Origin of the sequence: Tenacibaculum pacificus, from assembly GCF_027941775.1 — a bacterium.
GTDB lineage: Bacteria > Bacteroidota > Bacteroidia > Flavobacteriales > Flavobacteriaceae > Polaribacter > Polaribacter pacificus_A.
The window spans coordinates 959047-972292 of sequence record NZ_CP115917.1; the positions used below are offsets into that span (position 1 = coordinate 959047).

Annotated in this window: 14 protein-coding genes and 1 pseudogene; 11 read left to right on the forward strand and 4 right to left on the reverse strand. The window is 28.5% G+C overall.

Going from position 1 to position 13246, the window contains the following annotated elements:
* Positions 1-87: 87 nt before the first annotated feature.
* The 11 genes and pseudogenes from PG913_RS04475 (at position 88) to PG913_RS04525 (ending at position 9855) form a co-directional block, all read left to right on the forward strand.
* Positions 88-885: an N-acetylmuramoyl-L-alanine amidase family protein gene (locus PG913_RS04475; protein ID WP_271231803.1), complete on the forward strand. Its 798-nt coding sequence runs from the start codon at positions 88-90 to the stop codon at positions 883-885.
* Between the two features lie 50 nt (positions 886-935).
* The gene (locus PG913_RS04480; protein ID WP_271231804.1) at positions 936-1166 is read left to right on the forward strand and encodes a hypothetical protein; all 231 of its coding nucleotides are present in this window, start codon (positions 936-938) and stop codon (positions 1164-1166) included.
* Between the two features lie 64 nt (positions 1167-1230).
* Positions 1231-2196, forward strand: coding sequence for an MlaD family protein (locus PG913_RS04485; protein WP_271231805.1), 966 nt, complete (start codon positions 1231-1233; stop codon positions 2194-2196).
* 43 nt (positions 2197-2239) lie between these two features.
* Positions 2240-3563: pseudogene (locus PG913_RS04490) on the forward strand (4Fe-4S dicluster domain-containing protein).
* A 73-nt stretch (positions 3564-3636) separates the two neighbouring features.
* Positions 3637-4416 (forward strand): (Fe-S)-binding protein, encoded by a 780-nt coding sequence (locus PG913_RS04495; RefSeq protein WP_271231806.1) that lies wholly within the window; start codon positions 3637-3639, stop codon positions 4414-4416.
* Positions 4417-4506: 90 nt separating this feature from the next.
* Positions 4507-5433: a 1,4-dihydroxy-2-naphthoate octaprenyltransferase gene (gene menA, locus PG913_RS04500; protein ID WP_271231807.1), complete on the forward strand. Its 927-nt coding sequence runs from the start codon at positions 4507-4509 to the stop codon at positions 5431-5433.
* A 34-nt stretch (positions 5434-5467) separates the two neighbouring features.
* On the forward strand, positions 5468-6145 hold the full coding sequence (locus PG913_RS04505; RefSeq protein WP_271231808.1) for a metal-dependent hydrolase: 678 nt from the start codon (positions 5468-5470) through the stop codon (positions 6143-6145).
* Between the two features lie 7 nt (positions 6146-6152).
* Positions 6153-6665 (forward strand): SRPBCC family protein, encoded by a 513-nt coding sequence (locus PG913_RS04510; protein ID WP_271231809.1) that lies wholly within the window; start codon positions 6153-6155, stop codon positions 6663-6665.
* 124 nt (positions 6666-6789) lie between these two features.
* Positions 6790-7830 carry an o-succinylbenzoate synthase gene (locus tag PG913_RS04515; protein ID WP_271231810.1) on the forward strand — a complete coding sequence of 347 codons (1041 nt, stop codon included), beginning with the start codon at positions 6790-6792 and terminating at the stop codon, positions 7828-7830.
* 35 nt (positions 7831-7865) lie between these two features.
* Complete coding sequence (locus PG913_RS04520) at positions 7866-8807, forward strand: CPBP family intramembrane glutamic endopeptidase (RefSeq protein ID WP_271231811.1); 942 nt, start codon at positions 7866-7868, stop codon at positions 8805-8807.
* Positions 8800-9855, forward strand: coding sequence for an AMP-binding protein (locus PG913_RS04525; protein ID WP_271231812.1), 1056 nt, complete (start codon positions 8800-8802; stop codon positions 9853-9855). Before PG913_RS04520 ends, PG913_RS04525 begins: the two co-directional genes overlap by 8 nt.
* A gap of 22 nt (positions 9856-9877) precedes the next feature.
* Here PG913_RS04525 and PG913_RS04530 read toward each other — a convergent pair whose 3' ends face one another.
* From PG913_RS04530 to PG913_RS04545, 4 genes are all read right to left on the reverse strand, one after another.
* Complete coding sequence (locus PG913_RS04530; protein ID WP_271231813.1) at positions 9878-10309, reverse strand: hypothetical protein; 432 nt, start codon at positions 10307-10309, stop codon at positions 9878-9880.
* A gap of 148 nt (positions 10310-10457) precedes the next feature.
* The gene (locus PG913_RS04535) at positions 10458-11174 is read right to left on the reverse strand and encodes a YebC/PmpR family DNA-binding transcriptional regulator (RefSeq protein WP_271231814.1); all 717 of its coding nucleotides are present in this window, start codon (positions 11172-11174) and stop codon (positions 10458-10460) included.
* 57 nt (positions 11175-11231) lie between these two features.
* Positions 11232-12299: a DUF3352 domain-containing protein gene (locus tag PG913_RS04540; protein WP_271231815.1), complete on the reverse strand. Its 1068-nt coding sequence runs from the start codon at positions 12297-12299 to the stop codon at positions 11232-11234.
* Entirely contained in the window at positions 12283-13230 is a 948-nt protein-coding gene (locus PG913_RS04545; protein ID WP_271231816.1) for a hypothetical protein, read from the reverse strand. Before PG913_RS04545 ends, PG913_RS04540 begins: the two co-directional genes overlap by 17 nt.
* Positions 13231-13246 lie beyond the last annotated feature (16 nt).

The window sequence follows — 13246 nt, forward strand, 5'->3', positions numbered from 1 at the left end:
TTAAATTTTATTGATGCAATTCTTAAAATTAAGTAAATATAATCACTTGAAAAATTTTTTTTATTTTTAATCTCTATATTTTTTTTATTGGGACTATCAACGGTAGTTTCTGCTCAAAAAAAATATACAATTGTTCTTGATGCTGGTCATGGAGGAAAAGATGCTGGAGCGTCAAGAGGATCTTATATCGAAAAAAAAATAGCCTTAAAATTAGCCTTAAAAGTAGGCGAAATTTTAAAAAAAGATAATACAATAAATGTTGTTTATACACGCAAAAAAGATATTTTTGTAGAGCTTCATAAACGAGCGAGTATTGCAAATAAGAAAAATGCTGATTTATTTGTATCTATACATTGTAATTCAAATAATTCAGGAAAACCCCACGGATCAGAAACTTATGTTCTTGGTTTGAAGGGTAATGATGTGAATTTTGAAATTGTAAAAAAAGAAAATGCTGTTATTCTATTAGAAGAGGATTACAAAAAAAATTATGATTATGATCCTAATTCAGCCGAATCATTAATAGGTTTATCTGTTTTACAGGAAGAAAATTTAGACGCAAGTTTAAGTTTGGCTAGTTTAGTTCAAACTAATTTTAAAAGTATAAAAAGGTATGATAGAAAAGTAAAACAAGCTAATTTTTTAGTATTGAGAGAAACTGTTATGCCAAGTGTTTTAATTGAGTTAGGTTTTTTATCAAACAAAACAGAAGGAAAGTTTTTAAACTCATCATATGGGCAGTTAAAAATGGCAAAATCACTTGCAACTGCCATAAAAAATTATGTAAAAAGATTAAAATTAAATACTGTTCAAGAAAAAGTAATAGCAAAATCATCAGAAAAAAAGAAACTAAAAAAGTTAAAAAAACTTATTCTAAATCAATAAAAAAGAAACATACTAAAAAAGTTTCTTCTAAAATAGTTTTTAAAGTACAAGTGTCTGCTTCTCGAAAAAAATTAAGTAAAAATAGTTTTAAAGGCTTAAAAGATATTGAATCAATGTTTATAGGCGGTTATTATAAATACTATTATGGAAGTTCTTCTAGTTTTTTAAAGGTAAAAAAATCGTTAACTAAAGCTCGAAAAACTGGGTATAAAGATGCGTGGGTCGTTGCTTTTAAGGGAGATAAAAGAATATCGATAAAAGAAGCCTTAAAAAAGCATTAATTTAGAGAAAATCTGTATTTCTACTCCCAAAATTATTAGTATTTTCGTGCTATAATTTTTATATATGTCAAAAGAACTTAAAACGGGTATTGTTGCTGTAGTTATTATAGTATTATTTATTTGGGGGTATAATTTTTTAAAGGGTGAAAACCTATTTAGTGGTAGTCGTAGACATTTTTTTGTTGAATATGAAAATATTAACGGACTGAATAAAGCGAGTTTAGTAACTATAAATGGTTTAAAAGTAGGGAAAATTGATGAGATTTCATTTAATAAAACTCCTGAAAAACAAGGAATTTTATTAGTTGAGATATCTTTAGAAAGCGATTTAGAATTTTCTAAAAATAGTATTGCTAAAATATATTCAGCAAGCTTAATGGGCGGGCAAAATTTAGCAATTGTTCCAAAATACGATGGTGGGTTAGCTGTTTCTGGTGATTATTTAAAAGGCGAAGTTGAGGGTGATCTTTTTTCATCTGTAAGTGAAAAATTAAATCCTATTCAATCAAATCTAAAAAATGTATTAGTAGGTGCGGATTCTTTATTAATCGGAATTAATGATGTATTAGATGAAAAATCACGTAAAAGTTTAAATAGAAGTATTCTTGGTTTAGAAGGAACAATTACCGATGTTCGAAAAACATTGACATCAGTAAATAATTTATTGAGTAATAGTAAAGAAAATTTAACTGCAACACTTGATAATACTAAAAAAATCACGGATAATTTCTCGAAAATATCAGATGATTTAGCTAAATCTAATTTAGGAGCAACCGTTAAAAAATTAGAAACAACTTTAAGTAATGTAAACGGTTTATTAGCAAATATGAAAGCCGGTAAAGGAACTTTAGGTAAGTTAATGACCGATGATAAAATGTACACTAACTTAACAAATGCTTCTAAAGAAATGGAAGAGTTGTTGCGAGAAATGAAGTTAAATCCAAAACGATTTGTTCATATTTCATTATTTGGTAAAAAAGTAAAACCATATAATGAAGAAGCAAATATCAAAAATGTAAGCACTAAATAAGCTTATCAATATTAACCCTTACAAAATTTAATAAATATAGAAGATGGAGAAATATTTATCAAACATTATTTTTGCAGCCATTTTAATTACGGGTATTGGATACTTTGTAATGAATGTTCGTAAGCTTATTCGAAATATCAAATTAGGAAAAGACATCAATAGAACAGATAGAAAACCTGAGCGTTGGAAAAATATGGCTAAAATAGCCTTAGGACAGTATAGAATGGTGCGTCGTCCGCTTTCAGGAATTTTACATATTGTTGTATATGTAGGTTTTATTTTGATTAATATCGAAATGTTAGAAATTGTAATTGATGGATTATTAGGAACACATCGTGTTTTTCAGCCTATTCTAGGAAATACAATTTATGGTTTCTTAATTGGTAATTTTGAAATATTAGCAGCCTTAGTTTTTGTTGCTGTAACGATATTTTGGTTACGTAGAAATATAGAAAGAGTAAAACGTTTTTGGAATAAAGAAATGACAGGTTGGCCAAAGAATGATGGTAATATTATTCTTTATTTTGAAATGGTGTTAATGTCGTTATTTTTAATAATGAATGCTACTGATGTTCCTTTTCAAGAAGCAGGAGCAGGAAATGTAATTTCTCAATTTATAGCACCTTTATTTGATGGATTTTCATCAGAAGAATTACATACGATAGAAAAATCAGCTTGGTGGATACATATTGTAGGTATTTTAATTTTCTTAAATTATTTATATTATTCTAAGCATTTACATATTTTATTAGCGTTTCCGAACACCTTTTTTGCAAATTTAAAACCTAAAGGACAATTCACAAATGTTGAATCGGTTACTAAGGAAGTAAAAATGATGATGGATCCAGATGCTGATCCGTACGCAATGCCTGAAGCAGGAGCAGAAGAAGAAGAAGTTCCTGAGAAATTCGGAGCATCTGATGTTACCGATTTAAATTGGGTACAATTAATGAATGCTTATACTTGTACTGAATGTGGACGTTGTACATCTTCACTGTCCTGCTAGTTTAACGGGGAAAGAGTTATCTCCTCGAAAAATTATGATGGACACTCGAGATCGTTTAGAAGAGGTAGGAAAAAATATTGATGCGAATGATGGCGTTTTTATAAATGATGGAAAGCGGTTATTAAACGATTATATTTCTCCAGAAGAATTATGGGCGTGTACAAGTTGTAATGCTTGTGTTCAAGAATGTCCGATAGATATTGATCCTTTATCTATTATTTTAGAAATGCGTCGTTATTTAGTTATGGAAGAATCAGCAGCTCCGCAAGAGTTAAATTCTATGATGACTAATATTGAAAACAACGGAGCACCTTGGCAGTATAGTCAACAAGATAGATTAAACTGGAAAGACGAAGAATAAACATTTTTTAATTAACAATTATAAGTTGTGAATTGTATTAATTCTTGATTTGTAATTCAAAAATTTGTAAGTTATGATAGTACCAACAATGGCAGAAATGATGTCGCAAGGAAAACAACCAGAGGTGTTGTTTTGGGTAGGAGCGGCAGGAAGTTACGATGATAGAGCAAAGAAAATAACCAAAGCATTTGTAAAAATATTACACCTAGCAAAAGTAGATTTTGCGGTTTTAGGTACAGAAGAAAGTTCAACAGGTGATGCAGCAAAACGAGCAGGAAACGAATTTTTGTTTCAGATGCAGGCAATGATGAATATTGAAGTTTTAAACGGATACGAAATAAAAAAAATAGTTACTTGCGATCCGCATTCATTTAATACCTTAAAAAATGAATATCCTGAGTTAGGTGGAAAATATGAAGTATATCATCACACGCAATTTATCAGTAAACTAATTAGTGATGGGCGTTTATCAATAGATGACACAAATTTAAAAGGAAAAAGATTAACATATCATGATCCTTGTTATTTAGGTAGAGCAAATGATGTTTATGAAAGCCCACGTGAATTATTACGTAGTTTAGGCGTAAAAATGACGGAAATGAAACGTCATAAATCTACGGCTTTATGTTGTGGTGCAGGAGGTGCACAAATGTTTAAAGATGCTGAAAAAGGGGATAAAGAAATTAATATTTTACGTACCGAAGATGCACTAGAAACAAATCCACAAATTATAGCAACAGGCTGTCCGTATTGTAATACAATGATGACAGATGGTGTAAAGTTTAAAATGAAAGAAGATCAAATTATTGTACAAGATATTGCTGAGTTAATAGCAGAAGCAAACAATTTGTAAAAATAATACTTTATATCATAATCCCGACTCCGCTCAATCAGACAAGTATTGTCAATTTGAGCGGAGTCGAGAATTTTTAAAAAAGAATACATGATTAAAAATTATATAAAAGCCGCACGTTTACGAACTTTACCGTTATCTGTTTCTGGAATTATTGTTGGAGCATCTTTAGGATATGAAGTTGCTTTTTCACAGAATTTAACAGATCTAAAAGGTTTTTTCTGGCAAAGCTCTATTTTTTGGCTAGCAATCCTAACAACTATCGGTTTTCAAGTATTATCAAATTTTGCGAATGATTACGGAGATGGTATCAAAGGAACAGACGATAACAGAGAAGGAGAAGCACGTATGGTTTCATCAGGAGCAATTACGCCAAAACAGATGAAAACGGCAATGATTATTACAGGAGTCATCACTTTAATAATAGCATTATCGCTTATTTATGTATCCTTCGGAAAAGATGATTTTTTATATTCTGTCATTTTCTTCGGATTAGGAGTTTCCTCAATTGTTGCCGCTATAAAATACACGGTTGGTAAATCGGCTTATGGTTACAGTGGTTTTGGTGATGTTTTTGTGTTTGTTTTCTTCGGATTATTAGCCGTTGTAGGAACTTATTTTTTATATACGAAACAATTAAACTTCACTGTTTTTTTACCTGCAATTACTATCGGATTATTAAGTACGGCTGTTTTGAACTTAAATAATATGAGAGATAGGGTAAACGATGCAAAAGTTGGTAAAAACACATTAGTTGTTAAAATGGGAGCTAAACTTGCTAAATTGTATCATTATAATTTAATTATTGCTTCATTTTTATTTGCAATGATATATGTAATAATTACCTATAAATCGCCTTTACAATTTTTATTTATACTAGCTTATTTACCAATTATAAAACATTTATTTTTTGTTTACAAAAATAAAGAAGAACCATTATTAGACGGTGAATTAAAAAAAGTAGCATTAAGTACTTTTTTATTTTCAATTTTATTTGCTTTAGGACACGTTTTATAGCAAGCTTACAAACTAATATTATAAAAAGAATACAATGAATATTACATTTTACGGACGTACTTGTTTCGGTATCGAAATTAACGGAACACATTTATTAGTAGATCCATTTATTACAGGAAATCCGTTGGCATCAAATATTGTTATTGCCGATATCAAAGCCGATTATATTTTACTTACGTACGCACATCAAGACCATGTTTTAGATGTTGAAGTAATAGCAGAAAGAACAGGTGCAACAATTATTTCTAATTTTGAAATAGCACAATATTATGGCGCTAAAAATTTAAAAACAGCCGCTGTAAATCATGGTGGAACTTTTAAGGTTGATGCTTTTTCAGCGAAATATGTAAATGCAATTCACACATCTTCATTTGCTGATGGAACTTATGGTGGGCAACCAGGAGGATTTGTAATTTCATCCGAAGAAAAAACATTGTATGTTGCAGGAGATACTGCTGTAACTATGGATATGAAATTAATTCCGATGACTACAAAATTAACAGCAGCTATTTTTCCAATAGGCGACACCTTTACAATGGGTATTGAAGATGCTATTATTGCTAGTAATTTAGTTGAATGTAACAATGTAATCGGTTGTCATTTTAATACTTTTCCACCGATAGAAATTGATGTAAATGATGCCAAAAGCAAATTTACGAAAGCTAATAAAGAATTGACTATTTTAGAAATAGGACAAACTATAAATTTATAATATCTGCATGAAATCAATAAAAATAATTTTAGGAATTGTAACTGCTTTAGTGCTTGTTTTTTTCTTAACAGGAATAGTTATTACTGAAGTTAAATATAGCACAGAAATTGAAGTTAACAAACCGATTGCTATCGTTTTTGAAAATTTTAAAAATGTAGATCAGCTAAAAAAATGGTTGCCAGATGTAAAATCAATCGAACCAAAGCAAGAAAAACCAGGCGTATTAGGCAGTACTTATAACGTAATTGTCGAAAATAATGGACAGGAAGTAAAAATGGTTCAAAGAATTTCAGATTATATCGAAAATGAAAAAATAACTTTTCAGTTTCATTCTAATCAAATGGTAAAAACAACCGAATATAATTTTACAGCCAACGGAAATACTACTAAAATCGTTCAAAATAGCAGTGTAAATAGCAAATCATATATGACGGCTTGTTTGTATCCTTATTTTAAAGGTACTTTCAAAAAAATAAGTTTACAATCGTTAAATAAATGTAAAGAACATATAGAGAAATAATTTTTTGGGCGTTCGAGCGGGCTTTTCATTACAATCTTTTGTTCGTGCCTCACAAAAGGATTTCCATTGCAATCCCTAACGCAAAACCACTAACATTCTAAAAATACGTTAATAAAATCAGAACATGATACAAGCAACTTATCATAAGCATTTACTTAATTTTAAACAAGCTAGCGGTACATCTCGAGGTATTTTAAGAACCAAAGAAACTTGGTTTATCACCTTAAAACAAGAAGATAAAATAGGAATAGGAGAGTGCGGTTTATTCAGAGGATTAAGCATTGATGATACGCCAGATTATGAACAAAAACTAAAATGGTTTTGTGAAAATATTAATTTAGGTTTAGAGGTTTTATTAGCTGAAGCGATTCGCTTCCCGTCTATTCAATTCGGATTAGAACAAGCTTTTTTATCATTAAAATCTGAAAATAAATTTGAATTATTTCCTTCTGATTTTACAAACGGAACACAAAATATTTCAATAAACGGATTAATTTGGATGGGAGATAAAGCCTTTATGCAACAGCAAATTAAAGACAAGTTGCAACAAGGTTTTTCTACTATAAAAATGAAAATTGGAGCTATCGATTTTGAAACAGAAATTGATTTATTAAAATCTATCCGAAACGAATTTTCATCAAAAGAAATTACCTTACGTGTTGATGCGAATGGCGGATTTACTCCAAAAGATGCTTTAGAAAAATTACAACGATTATCAGAGTTAGAAATTCATTCTATTGAACAGCCGATAAAACAAGGTCAGTGGCAAGAAATGGCAAATTTATGTGAAAAAACACCTTTGCCAATTGCTTTAGATGAAGAGTTAATAGGTGTTTTTACATCCGAAGAAAAAGAAAAATGTATCGGAACAATTAAACCGCAATACATTATTTTAAAACCAAGTTTAGTTGGCGGAATCAAAGGAAGTGAAGAGTGGATTTCAATAGCAAAAAAACACCATGCCGATAATTGGATAACTTCTGCATTAGAAAGTAATATTGGTTTAAATGCTATTGCACAATGGACACATATTTTAAAAAATTCGTTGCCTCAAGGTTTAGGAACAGGAAGTTTATTTACTAATAATTTTGAAAGCCCGTTAGAGGTTTCCAACGGAAGTTTAGGTTATAATAGTAAAATAGCTTGGGAATTTAATTTAGATTAATATTATTCGAACCATATTTAATAATTTTTTTACAGATGAATTTTATACAACAAGCATATAAAGGACAAAATGATTGGATTTATTATTTAGGTAGTATTTCTTTAATTCTCTTCGGATGGCAATTTATAGGAATACTTCCTCTGGCACTTGTAGCTGCTTTGTATTCTAAAGATTTTGAAGAGTTTTCTAGAGCAGCTAACGAAACTTTTATGACCTTAGGAATTAATAAAAATTTCTTTTTATTTCTGATGATATTAATGTTTGCTATCGGATTATTTTTTTTGTTTTTAGCAGTAAAATTCATTCATAAACGAGCTATAAAAACATTAGTAACAAGTCGAAAATCTATTGATTGGAGCCGTTTTTGGTTTGGTTTTATAGCCTTCGGGATAATTGCTGTAGCTGTAACAATTTTGGGTATTTTCTTAGCTCCAGAAAATTATACTTGGAATTTTAAACCCGTTCCGTTTTTTACTTTATTAGTAATATCTGTTTTATTTTTACCATTACAAACTAGTTTTGAAGAGCTGTTGTTTAGAGGTTATTTTATGCAAGGTTTAGGGACTTGGTTTAAAAATAGATGGTTACCTTTAATAATAACATCAGTTGCTTTTGGGTTATTGCATGGTGCAAATCCTGAAGTTGAAAAGTTAGGATATATTTCCGTGGTTTTTTATATAGGAACAGGTTTCTTTTTAGGAATTATGACTTTAATGGATGAAGGAACAGAATTAGCTTTAGGCGTACATGCTATAAATAATATTGTAGCTGCTTTTTTAGTAACCACAAATTGGACAGTTTTTCAAACCGATGCTTTGTTTATTGATACTTCAGAACCTGCTGTGGGTGCTGAAATTTTCTTATTAGTTTTTGCTATATATCCGTTAATGTTATTTTTGTTTTCTAAAAAATACGGATGGAAAAACTGGAAAGAAAAATTAACAGGAAGTATTCAAAAACCACAAAACATTGAATAATAAACGTTTTCATAAAAGTTTTAGATTGAATGATATTTCTTTTTTATCCGAAGAAGAATTACTTGTTTATTCTAAAACTATTTCAAATTCTGTTGCTACTTTTTTAAGTGATTGGTTTAATGATAAAGATTTTGTAATCGTACAAACTTCAGGTTCTACAGGAAAACCAAAACCGATTAAGTTGCAAAAAGAGTTTATGAAAAACTCGGCTTTAGCAACAGGCGATTTTTTTGATTTAAAAGAAAATACCATCGCTTTATTATGCTTATCTACCGATTATATTGCTGGTAAAATGATGTTGATTCGTGCTTTAACTTTAGGTTGGCAATTGGATGTTGTAAAACCAGTGATGAATCCTTTAAATGAAGTAAATAAAACCTATGATTTTTCGGCAATGGTTCCTTTACAATTAAGAAATTCATTGTCTGAATTACATAAAATAGATAAATTAATTGTTGGTGGAGGCGTAGTTTCAAATAATTTGATAAGTGCTATTCAAAATATATCAACAAATATATTTGCTACTTATGGAATGACAGAAACAATTACTCATATTGCTGTTAAAAAGCTCAATAATTTTAAGAGTCATCAACTTATTTCAGATGCTAATTATACTGTTTTATCAAACGTAAAAATAACTACTGATGATAGAAATTGTTTAGTTATTGAAGCCTCTAAAGTATCCGAAGAAAAGATAATAACTAATGATGTTGTTCAGTTAGTTTCTAATAAAGAATTTGAATGGTTAGGTCGTTTTGATAACGTAATAAATTCGGGAGGAATAAAATTGCATCCAGAGAAAATAGAAGAGAAATTATCAAAAATAATAAATACACGTTTTTTTGTTATTGGAATAAATGATGATTTTTTAGGAGAAAAACTTGTTTTAATTATTGAAAATAGTATTTCATCTGAAGAAGAAGAAATCTTAAAATTAGCCATTAAAAACTTAAAAACACTTGCTAAGTTTGAAGTTCCAAAAGATATTTATTTTATTGATAAATTTATTGAAACGGAAACAAATAAAATCCAGAGAAAAAAACTTTGAATTTAATTTTAGTATAATTTCTTTATTTGAAAAAATATTTAGTCATTTTATTATACTTTTTCATTTCTCCGATTAATTGATTATCAATTAATTTAAATGTAAAATCGTTCATATAAATGGAGAAATTAAATTCGGAGTTTTGAATAATAGTATCAGTATTATAATTAATATTGACTTCATTTTTTTCGGATAAATTCCATTTAAAATTCCCTATTTTAACAATTTCTATCTCATCGCATGTAGAAATATATTTTTCAGAAACTGCTACTTTTTCTTTAAAAAAGGTAAGTATTAAATAAATTTCTTTACCAGCACAAGGACTAGGTATATTTGTTTCTTCACACATCGAACCAACTTTTGATATAAAAGTAGTATTTTCAAGATGTTTTTTACCTTCCTGAGCTTTCAGTATAAGTGACCAAAATATAAAAGTTATAAAAATAAATATTTTCATTTCAAATGTAATTAAAATTAGATTGAAAAACATTTGTTCACTATTTGTTCGAAATTTAAGTAAAAATAGCTAAAAACGAATAGATATGAAAAATAAAACCTCCCATTAAATAGGAGGTTTGTCGTGTATTTATAATGCTTTCAGGCTATTACATAACCATACTATGATAAACATTTTGAACGTCATCGTCTTCTTCTAATTTTTCTAAAAGTTTTTCAACATCTGCTTGTTGTTCTTCAGAAAGTTTAGTTGTTGATGCAGGTATTCTTTCAAATCCTGATGATATAATTTCTACATTATTTTCTTCAAAATAAGATTGAATAGCACCGAATTGCTCAAACGGAGCATAGATAATAATTCCTTCGTCATCATTAAAAACCTCTTCAACTTCAAAGTCAATAAGTTCTAATTCTAACTCTTCTAAATCAACAGTAATATCTTCTTTTTTTACTGTAAAATTACAAACACGGTCAAACATAAAAACAACAGAACCAGAAGTACCTAAGTTACCGTTACCTTTATTAAAAACAGCACGTACATTCGCTACAGTTCTATTATTATTGTCGGTTGCTGTTTCTACTACAATAGCAACTCCGTGTGGTGCATATCCTTCAAATAAAGCTTCTTTATAGTTACTTGTATCTTTATCGGCAGCTTTTTTAATTGCACGTTCTACATTTTCTTTAGGCATATTTGCTGCCTTTGCATTTTGCATTACAGCTCTTAAACGTGAGTTTGTATCTGGGTTTGGACCACCATCTTTAATAGCCATTACAATATCTTTACCAATTCTGGTAAATGTTTTAGCCATTGCAGACCAACGCTTCATTTTACGACCTTTTCTTAGTTCGAATGCTCTTCCCATTTTATTTTATTTAATTTATGCTTCCGCAAATGTAACTATTGCGTTAATTATTTACAATTAAAATCTTTTTTTGATAATCAGGTTGCTTTCTTTTTCATCATAAGCTCGCCAAGTTCCTGATTTTTTTCCGTTTTTATATTTTCCTTTTAGCTTTAAATTTCCGTTCGGATAATACATTTTATATTTACCATCTAATAAACCGTCATCTAATGATACTTCAAACTTTAACTTACCATTATCGTGATATTCTTTATAACTAGATGCACTTAAATCAGACGGGTGAATTTCTTTGAAATCAAAAATACTTTCTATACTATTTGTTGTACTTGTATTTTTTTTAGTGATTAGCTTTAGGTTTAATTCTTTTTTCAATTTTTTATCTAAAGCTATTTTTTCTAGTACTAATTTCGGATTATTAAAAGTAGTTGTAATTGTGCTTTTAAAAATATTTCCTTCAGAAGTTAATTGCATACCAAATTGATTAAAACAAATAATATATTCTTTGTTTTTTTTGATTTGAAACTGTGTTTTTCTGTCAGTTAAACTTACTATTTCGTTAAAAATATAAGGCGTATTTATATAAGTAAAAATAGTAGATTTTTTATCAAATAAATAATTAAATTCTTCAAATTCTTTTGATGAAGCTAAGGTGTAATTACTAATATTATTATTAATAATTTCCTTTAAAGTATTAGGACTAGCACTAAATATTACATAATCATTAATAATAGTAAAATAAGGTTTTTCCATATTTTTAAACATATTACCAACTATCATTTTAAAGAATCCGTTTAAGTCTAAAAAATTAATTGTATGATTTTTATAGTTAATTTGTTTAAATTGTAAGGGTGTTTTTTCTTTTATTTTTGATAAGATAAAATTCAAGTTTTTAGTAGCTTTTTTAATATCTGAAGTTTTAAAAATAGCAGCAACATCTTTTTTATTTTTAGATAATGAAGAGTTAAAATGAATTAAAGCGACTTCATTTCCAATCCAACTACATACATTTTCTTTGATATCTATATCTAATTTGCTTTCAATTTCTTTAATTTGTTTGGTGTAAACTTCAAATTCTTGAGGGTTTACTTTTTTTAGAGCTTCAAAATTTTCAATGAAAAGTATCAAAGCTATCAAAAGCAAAACTAAGATAAAGTGCCGTGTTTTTTGGAGCGATACTAGCAATAGTTCTTTTTCCTTTTCCTGATTTTTGAATGGCTGTTAAATAGCTTTCAGAATTTTCTTTTACGTTTGTATATCCATCTGCTTGAATAATAGCTCCTTCAATTAAAGAAACATCAAAACCTGAATAATAAAGTGAATTTTGAATGTTTTCAATAACTTTTGTATTGGTTTTATCAGTAAAACAAGAAAGATATTTATCTAAATATTTATATTGAAAAAATAATTTAAAGAACCCATCTTCAGGAGTTTCTTTGGTAATTTCAACAAAATTAACATCTCTACCAATAACAGGTTTTTGATATTGATTTATAGAGTTTTCAACTAAAACGTGTGTATAAGAAGCAATTAATTGATTTTTGATAAATGCAATATGTAGGGTTTCTCTTTTTGTTTTATCGTAAAGTTCTGTTATTTCTTGATTTTGATAAACTCTGTTGGTAATTTTAAAACCTTCGCCAGCTAAATTAGCAATACTACTTTTTAAGAAGTTAAGTTTCGATAGTTTTTCTAAATCAATTACATATAAAAAATCATATTTTTTAGGTTTGTAAACATGTGCAGAAATTAAAACATCTCGTTCACCAACAAAATCAAGAATACTTTTTTGCTCTTTAATAACCTTGTCTAAAGTATTTAAACTTTTACTGATGTCTTTAAAATAACTGTTTTTTTGTAGATGTTTCCAGATATTACTTGCACTAATTTCATCCCAAGTATCAATAGGTCTTTCTGTATCTAAAATAAAAACAGCATCACTAGGTATCAAATAAATAGGTTTGATATTATCTTGATTAGCAAGTGTAAAAATGTATGCTTGATATGCTAAAAAACCTACAAAAGCGATTATCAAAATTCCTAAAATCTTTTTTTTCATAACTAATGATGCTTAT

Coding starts and splice junctions, on each gene's coding strand:
- PG913_RS04485 (WP_271231805.1), top strand. CDS start 1,231: ATGTCAAAAGAACTTAAAACGGGTATTGTTGCTGTAGTTATTATAGTA.
- PG913_RS04520 (WP_271231811.1), top strand. CDS start 7,866: ATGAATTTTATACAACAAGCATATAAAGGACAAAATGATTGGATTTAT.
- PG913_RS04505 (WP_271231808.1), top strand. CDS start 5,468: ATGAATATTACATTTTACGGACGTACTTGTTTCGGTATCGAAATTAAC.
- menA (WP_271231807.1), top strand. CDS start 4,507: ATGATTAAAAATTATATAAAAGCCGCACGTTTACGAACTTTACCGTTA.
- PG913_RS04495 (WP_271231806.1), top strand. CDS start 3,637: ATGATAGTACCAACAATGGCAGAAATGATGTCGCAAGGAAAACAACCA.
- PG913_RS04545 (WP_271231816.1), bottom strand. CDS start 13,230: ATGAAAAAAAAGATTTTAGGAATTTTGATAATCGCTTTTGTAGGTTTT.
- PG913_RS04535 (WP_271231814.1), bottom strand. CDS start 11,174: ATGGGAAGAGCATTCGAACTAAGAAAAGGTCGTAAAATGAAGCGTTGG.
- PG913_RS04530 (WP_271231813.1), bottom strand. CDS start 10,309: ATGAAAATATTTATTTTTATAACTTTTATATTTTGGTCACTTATACTG.
- PG913_RS04510 (WP_271231809.1), top strand. CDS start 6,153: ATGAAATCAATAAAAATAATTTTAGGAATTGTAACTGCTTTAGTGCTT.
- PG913_RS04515 (WP_271231810.1), top strand. CDS start 6,790: ATGATACAAGCAACTTATCATAAGCATTTACTTAATTTTAAACAAGCT.